At 71.8% G+C, this 17,504-nt stretch carries 14 protein-coding genes; 8 read left to right on the forward strand and 6 right to left on the reverse strand.

What is annotated here, in order from left to right; genetic code table 11:
* The first annotated feature begins 9 nt into the window (after window positions 1–9).
* A complete protein-coding gene (locus ABL310_RS09975; RefSeq protein ID WP_349371522.1) occupies window positions 10–630 on the forward strand; it encodes a hypothetical protein in 621 nt (206 codons plus the stop codon).
* 46 nt (window positions 631–676) lie between these two features.
* On the opposite strand, the gene ABL310_RS09980 is transcribed toward ABL310_RS09975, so the two are convergent.
* From ABL310_RS09980 to ABL310_RS10005, 6 genes are all read right to left on the reverse strand, one after another.
* The gene (locus tag ABL310_RS09980) at window positions 677–2,026 is read right to left on the reverse strand and encodes an HlyD family type I secretion periplasmic adaptor subunit (RefSeq protein ID WP_349371523.1); all 1,350 of its coding nucleotides are present in this window, start codon (window positions 2,024–2,026) and stop codon (window positions 677–679) included.
* A gap of 9 nt (window positions 2,027–2,035) precedes the next feature.
* Window positions 2,036–4,402 (reverse strand): type I secretion system permease/ATPase, encoded by a 2,367-nt coding sequence (locus tag ABL310_RS09985; protein ID WP_349371524.1) that lies wholly within the window; start codon window positions 4,400–4,402, stop codon window positions 2,036–2,038.
* A 34-nt stretch (window positions 4,403–4,436) separates the two neighbouring features.
* Entirely contained in the window at window positions 4,437–6,398 is a 1,962-nt protein-coding gene (locus ABL310_RS09990; protein ID WP_349371525.1) for a hypothetical protein, read from the reverse strand.
* A gap of 136 nt (window positions 6,399–6,534) precedes the next feature.
* The gene (locus tag ABL310_RS09995) at window positions 6,535–7,443 is read right to left on the reverse strand and encodes a hypothetical protein (protein ID WP_349371526.1); all 909 of its coding nucleotides are present in this window, start codon (window positions 7,441–7,443) and stop codon (window positions 6,535–6,537) included.
* 685 nt (window positions 7,444–8,128) lie between these two features.
* Entirely contained in the window at window positions 8,129–8,851 is a 723-nt protein-coding gene (locus tag ABL310_RS10000; protein ID WP_349371527.1) for a response regulator transcription factor, read from the reverse strand.
* A 231-nt stretch (window positions 8,852–9,082) separates the two neighbouring features.
* Window positions 9,083–9,307, reverse strand: coding sequence for a DUF6894 family protein (locus tag ABL310_RS10005; protein WP_349371528.1), 225 nt, complete (start codon window positions 9,305–9,307; stop codon window positions 9,083–9,085).
* A gap of 442 nt (window positions 9,308–9,749) precedes the next feature.
* Here ABL310_RS10005 and ABL310_RS10010 point away from each other — a divergent pair, with 442 nt between their 5' ends.
* The 7 genes from ABL310_RS10010 (at window position 9,750) to ABL310_RS10040 (ending at window position 17,435) form a co-directional block, all read left to right on the forward strand.
* Window positions 9,750–9,965 carry a hypothetical protein gene (locus ABL310_RS10010; protein ID WP_349371529.1) on the forward strand — a complete coding sequence of 72 codons (216 nt, stop codon included), beginning with the start codon at window positions 9,750–9,752 and terminating at the stop codon, window positions 9,963–9,965.
* Between the two features lie 63 nt (window positions 9,966–10,028).
* Window positions 10,029–10,271 (forward strand): hypothetical protein, encoded by a 243-nt coding sequence (locus ABL310_RS10015; RefSeq protein ID WP_349371530.1) that lies wholly within the window; start codon window positions 10,029–10,031, stop codon window positions 10,269–10,271.
* A gap of 115 nt (window positions 10,272–10,386) precedes the next feature.
* On the forward strand, window positions 10,387–12,243 hold the full coding sequence (locus tag ABL310_RS10020; protein ID WP_349371531.1) for a type I secretion system permease/ATPase: 1,857 nt from the start codon (window positions 10,387–10,389) through the stop codon (window positions 12,241–12,243).
* The gene (locus ABL310_RS10025; protein WP_349371532.1) at window positions 12,234–13,613 is read left to right on the forward strand and encodes an HlyD family type I secretion periplasmic adaptor subunit; all 1,380 of its coding nucleotides are present in this window, start codon (window positions 12,234–12,236) and stop codon (window positions 13,611–13,613) included. The genes ABL310_RS10020 and ABL310_RS10025 overlap by 10 nt, the downstream gene beginning before the upstream one ends.
* Window positions 13,614–13,617: 4 nt before the next feature.
* A complete protein-coding gene (locus ABL310_RS10030; protein WP_349371533.1) occupies window positions 13,618–14,796 on the forward strand; it encodes a hypothetical protein in 1,179 nt (392 codons plus the stop codon).
* A 138-nt stretch (window positions 14,797–14,934) separates the two neighbouring features.
* Window positions 14,935–16,332, forward strand: a complete 1,398-nt coding sequence (locus ABL310_RS10035; protein WP_349371534.1) for a PAS domain S-box protein — start codon at window positions 14,935–14,937, stop codon at window positions 16,330–16,332.
* Between the two features lie 92 nt (window positions 16,333–16,424).
* Window positions 16,425–17,435, forward strand: coding sequence for an aldo/keto reductase (locus tag ABL310_RS10040; protein ID WP_349372035.1), 1,011 nt, complete (start codon window positions 16,425–16,427; stop codon window positions 17,433–17,435).
* Window positions 17,436–17,504 lie beyond the last annotated feature (69 nt).

Consider the following 17,504-nt stretch of genomic DNA (forward strand, 5'->3'; position numbering starts at 1 on the left):
GAGGTCGTGGTGAGCGAGACGCCTCCGTCGCGCCGCTCGCGGCTGCCGAGCGCGCCGGATTTCGACGCGCTCGCCGCCGCGGCGCCGTCCTCCGCCGACCGGCGGACCGAGGTCCTCGCCCTGATCGGCAACCTCGTCTTCGCCTGGTCGAACAACGAGAGCCTGTTCATCTACGTCCTCATGCTCCTGCTCGAGACGGACGAGGTCTCGGCCGCCATCGTCTTCGGCACGCTCAACACGACGCGCGCCCGCCTCGATCTCGTGGAGCGCCTCGCCAAGGCCAAGATCGCCGACCCCGAGCTCGCCCGCGAGCTCGACGGGATCCTCTCCCGGTTCTCGCGCCAGACGAAGCTGCGCAACGACCTGAACCACTCGATGTACACCGTGAACCAGAGCGGCGAGATCACCCACACCCGGCTCATGAAGCTCGAGCAGCGCGGCGGCGGCCTGTCGTTCGGCCGCGTGCGCGAGATGAGCCGGGAACGTCTCGACGAGCTCGCCCGCGCGATCGCCGAGCACGGCGTGCTCAACCGCGACATCTGGGCCTTCCTGCCCCGGCTTGAGGCCCATCTCGAGGCCCGCGCCCGTCGCGGACGCGGGTCGGCTGCGCCGGGCCCCCGGCGCGGATAGGCCGGGCGGCTCGCGCGGCCCTCGCGGGAGACGGCGCCCACCGTCCTCACGATTCGCGGAAGGCGCGGGCCATGCTGTCCTTCAGCGGCCGCATCAGGTACTCGAAGAAGGTGCGCTCGGCCGTCTCGATGTACACCTCGGCCGGCATGCCGGCGGTCGGCTCGAAATGCGGCACGCGCGCGACCGAGCCCTCGTCGAGCGCGATGCGCACGACGTAGAGGTCGCTCTCGTCGGCGGACAGCGGCCGCTCCTCGGGAAGGGTGTCGGCCGAGAGGTAGATCACCTCGCCCTCGACCATCGGCGTCGTGCGCTGGTTGAGCGCCGTGAGGCGTACGGAGGCGTTCTGGCCGCGGCGGACGCTGTCGATGTCGCGCGGGCGCACCTTCGCCTCGATCAGGAGCGGCTCGTCCACGGGCACGATCTCCATCACGTTCTTGCCGGCCTCGATCACGCCGCCGGCCGTGTGGTAGCGCATCTTCACCACCACGCCCTCCACCGGCGCGACGATGCGGATGCGCTCCAGCACGTTCTCGGCCGAGCGGATCCGCTCGCGCAGATCGCTCATCTCGGCATGGACGTGCTGGAGCTCCTCGACCGCCGCCTTCACCGCCGCGTTGCGCAGGGCGTTGATCTGCTCCTGCCCGCGGGCGATGCGCTCCTTGGCGTCTCCGAGATCCCCGATCAGCCGGCCGATCTCGCCGTGCATGTTGGAGCGGGCCCGCTGCAGGGCGAGCACCTCCGGCCGGCGCACGAGCCCTTGCGAGAGGAGCTGCTCCTTGTCGGCGAGCTCCTCCTCGAAGAAGGCGATCTGCTCGCGCACGGCGCCGAGCTGGACCTCGTTGCCGCCCACGCGCTCCTGGAGCGCGTCGAGGCCGCGGGTGAGGGTGGCGATCTCGCTGTCGAGATGGCGGCGACGCGCGCTGAAGGTGAGCCGCTGGCGCTCGATCATCTCCGCCACGTCCGGGTCCGAGGCCTTGGCGAGCAGCACCTCCGGGAAGCCGACCTCCTGGTGGCCCTCGATCTCGGCGACGAGCCGGGCCTCCGCCGCGAGCGTGCGGGCGAAGCGCAGCTGCAGCCGGCGCAGCTCGGCCCGCGGCGCGACCTCGTCGAGGAGGACCAGGGTCTGCCCCGGCGTGACGTGATCGCCCTCGCGCACGAGGATGTCCTTGATGACGCCGCCCTCGAGGTGCTGCACGGTCTTGTTCGAGCCCGTGGTCACGAAGACGCCGGTCGCGACGACGGCGCCGGCGATGGGCGCCGCGTTCGCCCAGACGCCGAAGGCGAGAAAGGTCGCCCCGAGCACGACGCTGCCGAGGAGCGTCGGGCCCCGGGCGCTGCGCGGCACGGCGGCGTACCAGTCGCGGGGGGGCGTGGATTGCGGTGCCGGTGCGCTCATGGCTCGTCCTCACTCGTCGATCAGCGGGGTGGCGTCGGCGCCGGGAAGCCGCGACCCGTCCGCCTTCTTGCCGAACAGCACGGGCAGCATCTGGTCGCGCGGCCCGAGCGCCTTCACGTTGCCCTCGTTCAGGATCATGATCTTGTCGACGCTCTTGAGCAGCGTGGGGCGCTGGGTGATGGCGACGATCGTGATCCCGCGCTCCTTCGCACGCACCAGCGCCTTGGCCAGCGCCCGCTCGCCATGGGTGTCGAGGTTGGAGTTCGGCTCGTCGAGCACCACGAAGCGCGGCTCGCCGAAGAAGGCCCGGGCGAGCCCGATGCGCTGCTTCTGCCCGCCGGAGAGCGGGCTGCCGTCCATGGCGATGGGCGTCTCGTAGCCTTGCGCGAAATGCGAGATCATCTCGTGCACGTCGGCGAGCTCGGCCGCCTCGAAGACCTGCGCGTCGGTGGCGTCCTCGCGCATGCGGGCTATGTTCTGCTTGATCGTGCCGGGGAAGAGCTGCACGTCCTGCGGCAGGTAGCCGACGCTCTCGCCGAATTGCCGCGGGTCCCAGTTGCGCAGCTCCATGTGGTCGAGCCGCACGTTCCCGGCCGTGGGCACGATCGAGCCCACCAGCATCCGCGCGAGCGTGGATTTGCCGGTGCCGGAATTGCCGACGATGGCGAGGCTCTCGCCGGGCTCGAGCGAGAAGGTGACGCCGTTGAGGATGACCTTCTTGTTCGGCGGCGGCACGTACAGGATGCGCTCGACCTCGAGCTTGCCCCGCGGTCGCGGCAGGCGCAGGCGCTCCAGGTTGAGCGGCGAGGACTGCAGGAGAGCCCGGATGCGGGCGTAGGCCGACCGCGCCTGGACGAAGTTCTTCCAGCCCTCGATCGTCCCCTCCACCGGCTGCAGGGCGCGGCTCGCCACGATGGAGGCGGCGATGATCATGCCGCCGGTCAGCGTGCCCTCGAGCGCGAGAAAGGCGCCGTAGCCGAGGATCGCGACCTGCGTGCACAGGCGCAGGAACTTCGAGATCCCGGCGAGCACGATGTTGCGGTCCTGCGCCATCACCTGGGCGGTCAGGCTCTCAGCCGTCTCCCGTCCCCAGATCGCCACGCCTTCGGGGGTCATGCCCATGGCGTTGATGACCTGCGCGTTGCGCGCCATCGCGTCCGCCTGGAGGTTGGCGCGGCTGGCGTAGGCGTTCGCCTTGGCGAAGGACAGGGCGGTCATGCGCTGGTTGATCGCCGCGAGCGTGAGCAGGACGAGGCTGCTCGCGAAGACGATGAAGCCGAGCTCGGGGTGGATCAGGAAAACGACGAGCATGTAGAGGGGCACGGTGGGGCTGTCGAGCATGGTCAGCAGCACCGGACCCGTGATGAAGCTGCGCAGCTGCTGCAGGTCCGAGAGCGTCTGGAACTCGCGGGAGGAGCCGTTCTGGGCGGCCTTCGCCGCCGCCGAGAGCACGGGCGCGCCGAGCTTGCTCTCGGCCTCCGTCGCGATCCGCACCAGGATCAGGCGACGCATCATGTCGAGAAGCGCGTGCGCCGCGATGGCGCCCACCACGATGAGCGTCAGCATGGCGAGCGTATCGAGGCTGCGGCTCGTCAGCACCCGGTCCGAGACCTGGAACAGGTAGATCGGGATCGCGAGAACGAGCATGTTCACGACGAACGAGAACAGGGCGACGGTGACGAGGTTTCGCCGCGCCTGCGCGAGACCCGTCGTGAGCACCGTGCGGAAGTCCATGTCGCGCGAGCGGGACTGGACGCCGCCGCCACGGTCGTTGCCGCCGCCTCCGCCGCCGCCGCCGCCGCCCTGCGGCGTCTTCGGAGGCCGGCCGCCGCCGGGGGCGGTCGCCGGCGGCTGCGCGCGCGTCCGGGCGAGCGGCTCGGCGCGGGCGGCCGGAGCGCGCAGGCGCGGCTCCGGCTGCGCAGCCTCGGCGGCGGGCTTCGAGCGGCGCGCGGCGGGCGCTTCCGGCGGCGGCGGCGCGGGGCGCGTCCGCAGCCGTTCGGGCACGGGGAAGGCCGGCTGGGCGGTGGCCGCCCTCGCGGGCTGCGGCGGTGCTTCGGGCGGCGGTGCGGGCGGTGCGGACGGTGCGGGAGGCGCCGCCAAGGCCTGCTCGACGAGCGGCACGGCCGCGGCGGCGGCCTTCGTGACCGGCCGCTCCGGCGTCGGCTCCGTCACTGGCCGCGGCTCCGGCGACGCGCGGTCGGGGCCGATGTAGCGCGCTCCCGCGCTCGCCGCGTAGCGCGCCTCGAGCGCCTTGAGGCTCCCCACCAGGGAACCCGCCGTCGGCGCCGACGCGAAGCCCTCGGGGCCGATGTCGACAAACGCCTCCTCGCGCTCCGGCAGGTCGGCGCGCGTCTCGTAATCGTCGTGGCGATCCATGAATGGTCCCCCCGTCCGGGCTCGGCCCGTCGGTTCACGTCAACATCGAGCCCATGGCGTCGCCGTCTCCCGCGAGCGGCGCGCCGCCGAACACCTCGTCGTCGTCCTGCTGGAGCTCCGGGCCGCCGGTGAAGGCGACGAGCTCCGGCGCCAGGCCGAACTCGTCCGATCCGTCGTCGTCGATCACGATCTCGGCCTGGACGAGGAAATCCTCCTCGTAGACCTCGCCGCCGACATGCGTCGCGACGGCGGCCTGGGTATCGGCGATCGCCGCGACGTTCGTCAGCCGGTTGCCGCCCGTCGCGATCCATTGCTCGGCGCCCTCCTCGCCGTGCGCCGCGAAGGCGGGGAGGATCTGCGCCGCTTGGTCCGCATCGGCGACGATGTTGAGCTGATGCACCAGGTTGACGTCGTGGTAGTCGCCGGTGACGTAGAGCACCTTCATGTCGGCGGAGCCGATCCCGTTCAGCGCCCACCATTCCGCCGGGTCGAGCGAGTCGTCCGTGAGCAGGCGTCCGACGAACGCGCCGAGGTCGTCGTCGAGCGCCGTGAATCCGCCGCCGCCGTAATGCGCGATCAGCGCCTCGTTCGTCAGCTGGTTCTGCCCTGTCGAGATGGTCTGCGCGCCGGCGCCGCCCATGTGCCCGACGACCACGCCGTCGCTGTCGAGCAGCGCGTTCATCTGGACGATCCAGTTCGCCGAATAGGCGTTCCCGCCGACGACGATCAGGTCGTAATTGCCGGTGAACTGCAGGAACTCGGCCAGGTTCAGGCTCAGGTTCTCGCCCATGCGCACCTGGGAGAAAAAGCCGTACTCGGTCTTGGAGTAGAGATCGTTGTCGACCAGAAGATTCGTCTGGTAGAGCGCCTTCACGTCCCAGAAATCGCCCTCCAGCACGTCGACCTTCCAGCGCAGGCCGCCGAAGCCGGGGCGCTCGAGCGCGCCGAGATCGACGTCCTCGTCGAGGAACTCCGCCACGTTGGTCAGCCTGTCGCCGCCGCCGCCGTCCCAGGCCGCGCCCGCGAGCCCGGCCGCGAGGCTCGACCCCTGCGCGCCGAAGGTGAGCACGCTGTCGACGTTCATGATGGCGTTGATCTGCACGATCGCGTCGAGACGGTAGTAGTCGCCGAATACGATCGTCTGCAGGGACAGCTCGTTGAGGTCCTGGACGACGGCGAAGTTCGTCGCCTCGTTGGCGCCGAGCTCGGCGTGCGCGCCGACGGCCTCGTGGCCGTTGCGTCCCTCCGGCATGCCGGCGCGCGTCTCGAGATCGGGCAGCGTCCAGTCGTCCGCCACGCGCTCTCCGTCGACGAACTTGCCGGGGCCGTCCACCGCGTGGGCGTCGAGCGTCCCGTCGCCGTCGCCCGCCGCCAAGGCGGCATGGCGGGCGGCGAGGACCTCGACGACCGCCTCGTGCCCCTGCGGCGCGATCAGGGCCTCGGGCGCCGCCTCGCGGGCTGCGCTCATCAGCGCGTCGAGCGCCGCCGCCGGATCGACCGTCAGCAGCCCCGATGCCAGGTTCTCGCCCCAGACATGGATGTCGGAATCGTTCATGCGGTTGAGCTGCGTCACCTGCGCCAGGGTCTCGCCGGCGGCGTCGGTCCGCTCGATCGGCGCGCGCAGCTGCAGCCCGAATGTCGGGAAGGCGGCCAGCGGATCACGCGGAGCCGGAATGGACGAAGGCGACGTGTCGTCGTCGCGCTCGCCGTCCGGGCGGCGATAGGCGGAATCCCGAGCGCCGGGCAGGGCCAGAAGCTCGGCCTCGATCGGCGGTGCGAGAGTCGGCAGCCACCAGGGGCTGGACAGGCTGTAGGTGGGCTCGAGGGGCGGTGCGACCGGGGCCGCGCTCGGTGTCTGCGGCAGGTTCTCGTCCGGGCGCCAGGGCGGCTCGTCGTCGTAGACCGCCCAGCTGCGCGCGACCTCGTCGATGAGATGGAGATAGCCGGCGAAGTGCCAGATCGCCTCGGTGACGCCGGTGGTGGTGACGCTCGTCATGGCGGCCGTCCTCTCGCGGCGCGCCGGGGCGGCGGCCGCGCGTCTCGGACTGAGAGGAGGCCGCGCGCGGGCAGGCGCCGCGCGCGGCCGGAGACGCCGTGGACCCGCGCCGACGGGCGCGGGTCCGAATGGCCGATCACATCACGACGTCGTCGAAGTCGACGTCGCCGCCGGCCACGTTGAAGGTCGCCGAGTTGAACTGCACGTTGGCGCCCATCGTGATGGTCTGGGTGAACGCCTCCGCCGAGGCGGCCGCATCGGCCGACCCGTTGACGCCGGCCGAGCCGCTGGCGCCGACGTCGGCATCGGAGTCCATCACGTCGGCGCGACCGCCGTCGGCGCGGACCGTCTGGCTGAACGACACGCCGGAGTCGGACTCGCGACCGCCGAGCTCGAGCAGCGCGAGATCGACGTCGAGGCCGCCGCTGGCGCCGAAGCTCACCGTGTTGCCGTTCCCCGTGTCCTGATCCGCCAGGTTGTTCACCTGGTCGACGGCGAAGTTGTTGCCGGTCGTCGTCGTCTGATTGACGGCGTCCGCCATCACGATCGAATCGTCGATGTGATGGATGCCGTCGATGTCGATCACGTCGTCGTCGCGGGGCACGATCCCGTCGAGCCCGAGATCGAGGTCGACGTCCACGTCGACGGTCACCTCGTTCTCATTGTAGTTGTAGTTGTCGTTATAGTTTTCGTTGTCATTCTCGTTATCGTTATCGTTGTAATTGTCGTTCTCGTTGTCGTTCGTGTTCTCGGACACGGAGTCCAGCGTTGCGATGGCCTCGCCGATGCCGGACGCGTTGGCGTCAGCCTCGGCGTCGGCGTCAGCCTCCGAATCCGAGCTGCTGTCGTTGGCGAGATCCATGACGGCGGTCATGGACTGCGTCTGATCCTGATCCTGGCCCTGATCCTGGCCCTGGTCCTGGCCCTGATCCTGGCCCTGCTCCTGATCCTGCGCCTGCTCCTCGAGCTGCGCCTGCAGCTGCGCCTGCAGCTCCGCCTGGAGCTGACCCTGGCCTTGACCCTGAAGCTGAATCGGAATCGACATGATGATCTCCTGAAGATCTGGAGCATCGTCGCAGCGGGCAGCGCTCTTCTATGCGTCTGCTGTCGCCGTTCGGATGCACGGTGATGTTCGTATCGGAAAGTGTGTATTCGGCCGTCGTCTGGACGCGCTTTCCGCATCGCGCTGGTCGGCGGGTCTCCACGCGTGCCGGGATGCTCGGTTCGGGCTGTCTCTCGAGGCGCCTCCATGGCGAGGGGATGCGTTCGGCGCCGCGGTGACACGCGGGCCGGCTCGCGCGGCGCCGGGACGCGGCGACGCGCGCTTTCGCACGGCGCATGACGCATGCGCCGACGCGAAGCCTGGAATTCGGATAGGTCACGGCGTGACGTGGCCGCGACGTCGCGCGCGCAGCAGCGCGCACGTATTCGTCGCCCCCGTTTGTTCGGGCGGGACCTTCGTCGGTCCGGAACGACTACGCCGATTACGGCGTCGTCTCCCGTTCGCCCGATTTATTACCAAAAGACTAACTTCTAGCCACCGGATGGTCAATTTGTAGAAGCTCTACCCATAGGCCGAAATTCTTGTCTGGCAAAGCTGTTAGTAAGTATTCGTTTCTGTATCGATCTATATGAACGGGAGCCAAGCGTCGCCGCGCCGCCGCCTTGCGCCGCCGGTCCTGCGCGCTCGACAAGTCTTCGGTCGGCCGGCGAATCCGAGAGCGGCGGCTTCATTGCCGTGGCGTATTGACCAGGACGGCCGCTTCCGTGCGATTGCGCACCCGCAGCTTGGCGAGGATGCGCCGCACGTGCATCTTGGCGGTGTTCTCGGACATGTTCAGGGCGCGGGCGATCACCTTGTTCGAATGCCCGCGGCGCAGCTCGGCGAGGACGAGGGTCTCTCGCGCCGTCAGCGCCGGAGTCCCGGCGGGGGAGGGTGCGTCGGTGACAGCCGCGGCGTCGGCGCGACGGGGCGCGCCCGTGTCGATCGGCGCACCGGCGTCCTGGGCGGCCACGAGCGGCGCCGCCGCCGAGACGAGCTGCGGGAAGTAGATCCCTCCCGCCATGATCACGCGAGCGGCCGCGACCAGGAGCTCGAGCGACGCCTCGCTCGAGATCAGCCCCTTGAAGCCCGCGGCCAGGGCCCGGCACTCCGCGCGGGCGTCGTCCTCCTCGCACAGGAGGAGGAGCGGAACGGCGGGCTCGCTCGTCCCGCCGTCCGGGTGCTCCCGCGTCCAGCGTTCCGCCGCCGCGGCGCCGGCCTGCGCCGGCATGCAGAAGATCGCCAGCCGCGCGACGACCGTCGCGTCTGCGCGCCACGCGTCCGGGCTGGCCAGTCCGATCACGTCGACGGCGTCGAGCCGCGTCGCGAGCGCTTCGGTCAACAGCGCGCGCGAGAGCTCGTGGGCGTCGACGACGAGGATCGCGGGTTTCGGGCGCGGTGAGGAATGCACGGCGGGTCTCCCCCACGGTTGAAGGCGACAGGCGCACGGTCCCGCGGCCGCGGTCGGCCGAGAGCGCGACGGGCTGTTCAGCTATCGATGGGTACGAGGGCGAAAACTTTAATCGATATCCGCAGTTCCGTCACATTTACCTTAAAGGCCAACAAGTATCGCTTCCGAAGCCGAGCTGTTAAAGCCTGGCTTTCGATCGGGTCTTTGTTGTTGTTTTTTGAAAGTTGTTGCTTACGAATACATCTTCAGCACGGCGATGTCGGCTACGAATCTTCCAGTTTCATCGGTGACGACGAGCCGCCAGCCGTCCAGGGCCAGCGCGGCGTCCTCGAGACGAAAGTCGTCGATCGCCTCGCGCGCGATCCTCCGCGCCGCGTCGTCGTTCGCGAGGTCGACGCCCGACGAGTCCCGGATGATTTCACCGTTGCGGACCAGGTCGAAGAAGTAGCGCGGCATCGCTCGCTCCCGGCGGCACCCGGCCCGAGCCCCCGCGCCGTGCCGCGCGTCTTCATCTCTCGCCTTTTGATCCCGGCACGAAACCCCCGCCGGCGGAGCGCTCCGAGGGGGCGCGCGCGGCGATCGGGCCGCCGGCCGGAGGTCGCCTCCGGCCCGAACGGAGGTCTCCGTCCGGGTCCCCGCGTCCGAACGGGCGTCATCCGCTCGGGTGTCCGCGCGGCGTCCCGCCTCCGTCGGTGCCTTTCGGCATCGGGACGGGCTCCGTCGACGGACATCCGGAGACCTGCGGGAGGCTGTACCGGCGAGGATCCGTCGCGAGCGGGGGGCTCCCGACGGGCGGCTGGCCGGCGGGCGCGGCGTCGGCGAGACTCGATGGCGTCCGGTGCTGGCGTCAACCGCTCCCGGACCCTCCCAGAGTAGAGGTTAGGAACAGGAGATCACCATGAACTGGACCTTGATCGATCAGGACAACATCAACCTGCAAGACCTCGACGCGACCGCGACCGCGACCTCGATCAACATCGGCAACGCGCTCGCCGCCGTGGGCGCCGGCGCCAACTCGTCGGCGACCGCCGCCAACCTCGCCCCCGTGACGCAGGACAACACGGCGGTCGACGTCGACCTCCTCAACGACATGGACGTGTTCGATCTCGCGTGATCGGCGCATCGTCAGCGGCCCGGCGGCCTCGCGCCGCCGGGACCCGGAGGAAGGGTCAAGCACATGAACGATATCGACACGGTCATCAGCCAGCTGAACGCCGCGATCGTCGACCACAACACGGCGGCTCTCGCCGGCAGCGAGACCGGCGGCAACACCGTGATGGCCGACCTCATCGCCGTCAACGCCGGCAATCCGGCGGTTGCGACGGGCACCGCGCTCGACGTCTCGCCCGTCACCCAGACGAGCATCGGGACCGACATCGGCACGATCGTCGACACCGACATCGTCCTGGACGTCTTCTGACAAGAGAACGTCCCGGACGCGCCGGGCGCGGGCGTCCGGTTCCCTCACGGTCACCGCGCCCGGCGCGCCAGACGGGTCGCTGCCGCAGCGGCCGATCCAGACAGCGAGGCACGCCATGTCCATCGCCGCCGCGGGCCGAGCCGGCTCGCACGCGTCGGAAGGTCCCGCACCCACGGAGCTGCAGAAGGCGCTCGCGGCGAGCCGCGGCTCGCTGCTCCTCGTGTTCCTGTTCAGCTGCGGCTACAACCTCCTTCTGCTCGCGCCGCCTCTCTATCTGCTTCAGATCTACGACCGCGTGCTGGCGAGCCGCAGCGTCGAGACGCTGATCATGCTGACCCTCGTCGTCGTCATGGCGGTGGCGGTCGGAGCCGCGCTCGACTACGTCCGCCGCGCGGCGATGGGGCGGATCGGCGCCTGGCTGGAGGAGCGGCTCCGCCCCGGCGTGGTCACGGCCTCCTTCGAATACGCGCGGCGCGGCAACGCGCAGGTCGCGGCCGAGGCGACGCGCGACCTCGCGGCTCTGCGCCAGTTCATCGCCTCGCCGGCGAGCGTCACGCTCTTCGATGCGCCCTGGGCGCTGGTCTTCCTCGGCGTCCTCTTCCTCGTGCATCCGCTCCTGGGCGCCATCGGCGCCGTCGGCGCCGTCGCGATGCTGACGGCCGCGATCGCGGGCGAGATCCTCACGAAGGCGCCGGCCGCGCGCGCCCAGCTGGCGGACGCGGCGACCCATCGGCGCCTCGCCGGCGCCCTGCGAAACGTCCAGACGATCCGCGCCATGGGCATGCTCGACGGCGCCGCCGATCTCGTCTGCCGGGACGTGGAGGGCGCCGGCGCGGCGCACGCGTCCGCCATGCGCCGCGCGGAGACGCTGCAATCCCTCTCGCGCGGGACGCGGGCCCTCGTCCAGATCCTGATCATGGGAGCCGCCGCCTGGCTCGTTCTGCGCGAGCACCTGAGCGCCGGCATCATCTTCGCCTCGTCCCTGCTGCTCGGCCGGGCGCTCGCGCCGATGGAGGGCGTCGTGGCGGGCTGGAAGGCCGGCGGCGGGGCGCGGACCGCCTTCGGCCGTCTCCAGTCGGTCCTGCGCGACGGCGCGCCGCCGCGCGACGATCGCCCGTTCCCGCTGCCGGCGCCGCGCGGCGCGGTGGCGCTGGAGGGAGTCACCTGGGTGCCGCCCGGGACGAGCCAGCTCGTCGTGCAGGGGTTCACCTGCCAGATCGCTCCGGGCGAATGCGTCGGCGTGATCGGCCCCTCCGGCGCCGGCAAGTCGACCCTGGCGCGGCTGATGACGGGCGTCGTCACGCCCTCGGTCGGGCGCGTGCGTCTCGACGGGGCGGACATCGCGCTGTGGATCAAGGGCGGCGGATCGCGCCACCTCGGCTACCTTCCGCAGGAGGTCGAGCTGTTCGACGGCTCCGTGCGCGACAACATCGCCCGGCTCGCCGACGCCGATCCCGAAGCGGTCGTCGAGGCCGCGCGGCTCGCCGGCGTGCACGACGCGATCCTGCGCCTGCCCGACGGCTACGACACCTTCATCGGCGAGGGCGGGGCGCCTCTGTCGGGCGGCCAGCGGCAGCTGATCGGGCTCGCCCGCGCCTTCTTCGGGTCGCCGAGCGTCGTCGTCCTCGACGAGCCCAACGCCCATCTCGACGAGGCCGGCGAGAAGGCGCTCAACGCCGCGGTGAAGCAGGTCAAGGCCCGCGGGGCCACGATCGTGATCGTCACGCACCGCTTCGGCATCCTCGACCTGTGCGACAAGGTCGCCATCCTGCGCCAGGGCGCGCTCACCGCCTACGGCACGAGCGAGGAGATCTACCAGCGCTTCTTCAGCACCCTCCAGAGCGCGGCCGGAACCGGGCGCGGCGCGCCGCCGCCCACCCCCGCGGCGAAGGAGGACCGCCTCGAGCGGACGCAGGCGCGGGATCGGATCAGGATTCCCAAGACGTCGGAAGGGATGATGCAATGGCTCTGACGCCGGCGCCCACGAAGGCCGCCAAGACCGCCAGGCAGGCGCGCCTCGGCTCGGGCGCGCTCCTCGTCGCGCCGCCGAGCCCGTATCCGCGCATCCGCAGGCTCGCGCTCGCCGGAAACCTCGTCGTCGCGACCTTCATCGTCGGGCTCGGCGGATGGTCGGTCCATGCGCCCCTCGCCAGCGCGGCGGTGGCGCCGGGGATCGTCGAATCCGAGACCCGCCGCAAGACGATCCAGCATCTCGAGGGCGGCATCGTCCGGCTGATCCTGGTGGGGGACGGCGACACGGTCCGCGCGGGAGAGCCGCTGATCGTGATGGACGACACGCGCGCGCGCACCCAGGTCGCGGTGCTGCGCGACCAGCTCGCCGACGCGCGGACGCGCGAGGCGCGGCTCGCCGCCGAGCGCGCCGGCGCCCAGCGCATCGTCTTTCCCGGGGAATTGCTGCAGCGCGCGAGGCGCGACCGGTCGGTCGCGGATCTCGTCGCGAGCCAGGAGGCGCAGTTCGACAGCCGCATGGAGACCCACCGCGCCCGCAGGGCCGTGATCGCCGAGCGGATCGCCCAGATCGAGGAGGAGATCACCGGCCTCCTCGCCCAGCGCGACGCCGCGGAGGCGCGCGCGCGCATCGCCGGCGAGGAGATCGCCACCGTCGCCGATCTCGTCGAGCGGGGCCTCGCCACGCGTCCGCGCCTGCTCACGCTGCACCGCGAGCAGGCGGAGCTCGACGGTCGCCGCGGCGAGATCGAGGCGCGGACCTGGCGCGCCCGGCAGGCCATCGCCGAAGCCCGGGCCGAGCTGATGACCCTCGACAGCGATCTGCGCGAGACCGCGACCCGCGAGCTGCACGAGACCCGGACGCGGATCCTCGCCCTCGTGGAGGAGATCGAGGCCGCCCAGGATCGGCTGGTCCGCACGGCCGTGGTCGCGCCGCAGGACGGCGTCGTCTCGGACCTGCGGGTCCATACGCCCGGCGGCGTCGTCCAGCCCGGCGAGCCGCTCCTCGACCTCGTCCCCTCCGACGATCGCCTCGTGGTCGAGGCGCGGCTGCGGCCGGAGGACGTCGACGTCGTGCGGGTCGGCCAGAAGGCCGAGGTGCAGGTCACGGCCTACAAGGCGCGGCGCGCGCCGCCGCTGCCCGGCACCGTGGTGCACGTCTCCGCGGATCGTCTCGTCGATCGCCGCACGGAGCAGCCCTATTACGGCATGCGCATCGCGCTCGACGCGACCGCGCTCGCGGAACGGGCCGACTTGAGCCTCGTGCCGGGCATGCCCGTCGCCGCCTTCGTCGAGACGGGCGAGAGCACCGTCGCCGTCTACGCGCTCGGGCCGCTGCTCGACACGCTGGACCGTGCCTTCAGGGAGGATTGACGCCATGACGCGACTGAACCTCGGCGCGGCTCGCGCCGACATCCCGATCCGCGAGGGTCTCGCGCAGGCCCATCGGGGCGACGAGCGCCAGGACGCGGCACGCGGCGTGTGGCCCGTGGGTCTCGCCGTCGCGAGCGGCCTCGCCGCCGGGCAGCTGGCCGGGACGCTCGCCGCCCAGGCCGGCGTGTCGGTCGCCGCCGGCGGCGCACAGGCCCCGCCCGCCTTCGCGCCGCTCTCGGGGTCGGGCGAGAGCGCCTTCCTCGTCGTCCTGGAGGGAGCGCCGCTGTTCGTCCGCAACGGAAGCGAGCCGACCGGCGGGGCGGGCGGGGGCGGCGCCCTCGCCGGGCTCGGCGGAATCGCCGCAGCATCCGTTCCGCAGGTGTCGGGCGTCGCCGTCGCGGCGTTCGGCCTCTCGGGGAGCGCGGTGGCGCCGCCGTCGTGGGCTGCGGGCGGCGCGGTCGCCGGCGTCGTCGCGGCAGGAGAGGGCGACGCGGCTGCAGGCGATGCCGGAGGCGGCGCGCCGGACGCCGCGCCGAGCTCGTGGCTCGCAGCGCTCCTCGGCTCGGATCCCATGCAGCTGAACGCGTCCTTCTCCGACCAAGACGCGGTCTCGCTGTCCGTCTCGATCACCTATATCGGGGAGATCGTCGACAGCATCGTCTTCCTGGGCCCCAACGTGGCGATGGCCGGCGCCGTCAACGTCTCGCCGCTCTCCCAGCTCAATGCCGGGCTCGGAGCCGTCGGCGCGGGCGGGCAGGTCAACCTCGCGGTCACCGACAACGACGCGATCGCCGTGGCGCTCGCCGGCACGATCATCGGGTCGGCGGAGAACAGCGTCCTCGTGCTCGGCGACAGCGAGGCGGCGGCGACCGCGCTCAACATCGCGGGCGTGGAGCAGGGCAATCTCGGCGTCTTCGCCGCGCTGGACGGCGAGGCGGGCTCCGTCTCCCAGCTCAACGGCTCGATCGCCGACAACGACGCGCTCGCCGTCGCCGACAGCGTCGTCCTCGCCGGCGCCGCGCCGGACGGGAGCGGCCTCGACTCCGGCGCGGCGGCGGCGCTCCTCGCCGCTCTCGAGCCGGAGGACGAGACCGGGCCCGCTGCGGCCGCGCTCGTCCCCGCGTCCGACGACGGGATCGACCTGTCGGCGGCGCACGACCATCTCGACGACGCGCTCGCCTGAGCGTCGCCGGTGGCGGGAGGAAAATCGTCAGTTTCGGCAAAGGCTTGTGATATCCGTAAAGCCGGCTAGGTATAGGCGGCGAGCGGACCCGGCGCGTGGGGACCGATCGAGCAGGTTCCGTCGTACCCGCGAGTCCTCATGTTCCATTCCCCCGGCTTCACCCCGTCCGCCGACGACGTGCTGGCGCTCGTGGGCGACGGCGTCATCGCCACCGACGAGGCGGGCCGAATCCTGATCTTCAGCCAGGCGGCCGAGAGCATGTTCGGCTACGAGGCGGCGGAGGCGCTCGGGCGATCGGTCGAGATGCTGATGCCGCCCGTTCACCGCGACGGCCACGCCGAGGACGTGCGGCGCTTCGCGCGAGACGCCGCGCCGCGCCAGCGGCTGATGGGGCGCCGACGCGAGGTCGTCGGCCTGCGTCGCGACGGCAGCACGTTCCCGATCGAGGCGACCCTGTCGCGGCGGGAGATCGACGGGCGCACGGTTCTCACCGTCGTCGTGCGCGACATCACCGACCGCAAGCGCATCGAGGCCGAGCTGAAGACCCGCTCGGAGGCGCTGGAGCGCAGCGAGCGGCGCCTGCGCCTCGCCCTTCGCGGCGGGCGCATGGGCGTGTGGGAGTGGGATCCGGTCGCCTGCGAGCTGCTGCTCGACGCCGCCGCACGGCGGATCTGGCGGTTGCCGGAGGAGCTGCGGCTGACGCGCGAGGAGGCCTTCCGGCGCGTCCACCCGGACGACATCGGCGCCCTCCGGGCCGCCATCGCCGAGGCCGAGCGCACCGGGGCGGACTATCGCAGCGAGTACCGGATCCGCGACGACGAGGGCGGTGTGCGCTGGCTCGCCGAGAAAGGATCCGTGCTCCCCGTCGATCCCGAGAGCGGCGCCGGGAAGCCCGGGATGCTCGGCGTCGTCTTCGACGTCACCGAGCGCCGCGCCCTCGACGAGCAGCGCGATCTGCTGGCGGCCGAGGTCGAGCATCGCATGAAGAACACGCTCGGCCTCGTCAACGCTATCGTCGGGCTCAGCGCCGGCAGCGCCGACAGCGTCGACGGCTATCGGCGCGCGCTGCAGGGGCGGCTCGGGGCGCTCGCCGACACCCAGCGCCACCTCGACGGCGGCGGCATCGGCGCGACCCTGTCCGACATGCTGCTCTCCGAGCTCGAACCGTACCGGGCCGGGGAGGGTGGAAACGTCGTCCTCGACGGCCCCATGGTCGCACTGCCGGACGCGCTCGCGACGTCGCTGCGTCTCGCCGTGCACGAGCTGGCGACGAACGCCGCGAAGTACGGCGCGCTCAGCCGCCCTGGCGGGCGCCTCGCCGTCTGCTGGCGCATCGAAGGCGCGGACGGCGCGCGCCGGCTCGTGCTCGACTGGCGCGAGAGCGGCGGCCCCGAGGTCGCGCCGCCGCGCCGCCGCGGCTTCGGCAGCACGGTGATCGAGAGCACGCTCGCCCAGTCCCTTCGCGGCGAGGTCGATCTCGATTACGATCCGGCCGGCTTGCGCTGTCGCATCGTCCTGCCGCTCGAGGCCGGCTGATCGGCGGCTTGCCGTCGCCCGCGGGCTCGTGCTTCTCTGGCGCGGCGGAGCGCGGCGAGGAGACGGGCGTGAGCGTGAATACCGGACACCTTATGCCGCGCGTGCCCCTCGGACGGAGCGGATTGCGGGTCTCGCGCCTGTGCCTCGGCACGATGACCTTCGGCGCCCGCACGGACGAGGCCGAGGCGGCGCGCATCTACGCCCGCGCCCGCGATCTCGGGGTCGACTTCCTCGACACGGCGGACACCTATGCCGGCGGCGCCTCGGAGGCGATCGTCGGGCGCCTGATCGCCGGCCATCGCGACGAGATCGTCCTCGCCTCGAAGCTCGGCAACCCTGTCGGGCCGGGCCCGAACCAGCGCGGGCTCTCGCCCGCCTGGATGTCCCGCGAGGTCCCGCGCATGCTGAAGCGGCTCGCGACCGATCGCATCGACGTGCTCTACCTCCACAAGGAGGATCCGCACGCGCCGCTCGAGGAGACCGTGCGCGGGCTCGAGCGGCTGGTGCGGGCGGGCGACGTGCTCGCCGTCGGCGTCTCGAACCACAAGGCCTGGCGCGTGGCGCGCCTCGTCGCCCTGTGCGAGGAGGCCGGCATCGGAACGCCCGTCGTCTGCCAGCCGCTCTACCACGCCCTCAACCGCACGGCCGAGATCGAGCTCCTGCCGGCCTGCGCGGCGCTCGGCCTGTCGGTCTTTCCCTACAGCCCGATGGCGCGCGGCGTGCTCAGCGGCAAGTACGCGCCGGGCGCCGCCGCGCCGGACGACAGCCGCGCGGCCGTCCGCGACAGGCGCCTGCTCGAGACGGAATTCCGGCCCGAGACCCTCGCCGCCGCGGCGCGCCTCGCGGAGCACGCGGCCGCCCGCGGCGTCTCGCCGGGCGCCCTCGCGATCGCCTTCGTGCTGGCCAATCCGCTGGTGGGCGGCTGCATCGTCGGGCCGCGCACGCGCGACCAGCTCGCGCCCTACGAGGAAGCGCTGCGTCTCGCCTGGACGCCGGAGGACGAGAAGGTGGTCGCGGCGATCGTTCCCGCGGGCGCCACGGCCGCGCCGCATTTCGTCGACCCGGCCTATCCCGTCGAGGGGAGGCCCCGGTCCGGCGCTTGAAGGCGGACTACGACTTTCGGACAACCTCGCCCGGTACGCGTTGCGGGAGGCGGCGAGCTCGGCTTTAGA

Origin of the sequence: Salinarimonas sp. (genome assembly GCF_040111675.1) — a bacterium.
Classification (GTDB): domain Bacteria; phylum Pseudomonadota; class Alphaproteobacteria; order Rhizobiales; family Beijerinckiaceae; genus Salinarimonas.

Coding starts and splice junctions, on each gene's coding strand:
- ABL310_RS09980 (WP_349371523.1), bottom strand. CDS start 2,026: ATGAGCGCACCGGCACCGCAATCCACGCCCCCCCGCGACTGGTACGCC.
- ABL310_RS09985 (WP_349371524.1), bottom strand. CDS start 4,402: ATGGATCGCCACGACGATTACGAGACGCGCGCCGACCTGCCGGAGCGC.
- ABL310_RS09990 (WP_349371525.1), bottom strand. CDS start 6,398: ATGACGAGCGTCACCACCACCGGCGTCACCGAGGCGATCTGGCACTTC.
- ABL310_RS09995 (WP_349371526.1), bottom strand. CDS start 7,443: ATGTCGATTCCGATTCAGCTTCAGGGTCAAGGCCAGGGTCAGCTCCAG.
- ABL310_RS10005 (WP_349371528.1), bottom strand. CDS start 9,307: ATGCCGCGCTACTTCTTCGACCTGGTCCGCAACGGTGAAATCATCCGG.
- ABL310_RS10010 (WP_349371529.1), top strand. CDS start 9,750: ATGAACTGGACCTTGATCGATCAGGACAACATCAACCTGCAAGACCTC.
- ABL310_RS10015 (WP_349371530.1), top strand. CDS start 10,029: ATGAACGATATCGACACGGTCATCAGCCAGCTGAACGCCGCGATCGTC.
- ABL310_RS10020 (WP_349371531.1), top strand. CDS start 10,387: ATGTCCATCGCCGCCGCGGGCCGAGCCGGCTCGCACGCGTCGGAAGGT.
- ABL310_RS10025 (WP_349371532.1), top strand. CDS start 12,234: ATGGCTCTGACGCCGGCGCCCACGAAGGCCGCCAAGACCGCCAGGCAG.
- ABL310_RS10030 (WP_349371533.1), top strand. CDS start 13,618: ATGACGCGACTGAACCTCGGCGCGGCTCGCGCCGACATCCCGATCCGC.
- ABL310_RS10035 (WP_349371534.1), top strand. CDS start 14,935: ATGTTCCATTCCCCCGGCTTCACCCCGTCCGCCGACGACGTGCTGGCG.
- ABL310_RS10040 (WP_349372035.1), top strand. CDS start 16,425: ATGCCGCGCGTGCCCCTCGGACGGAGCGGATTGCGGGTCTCGCGCCTG.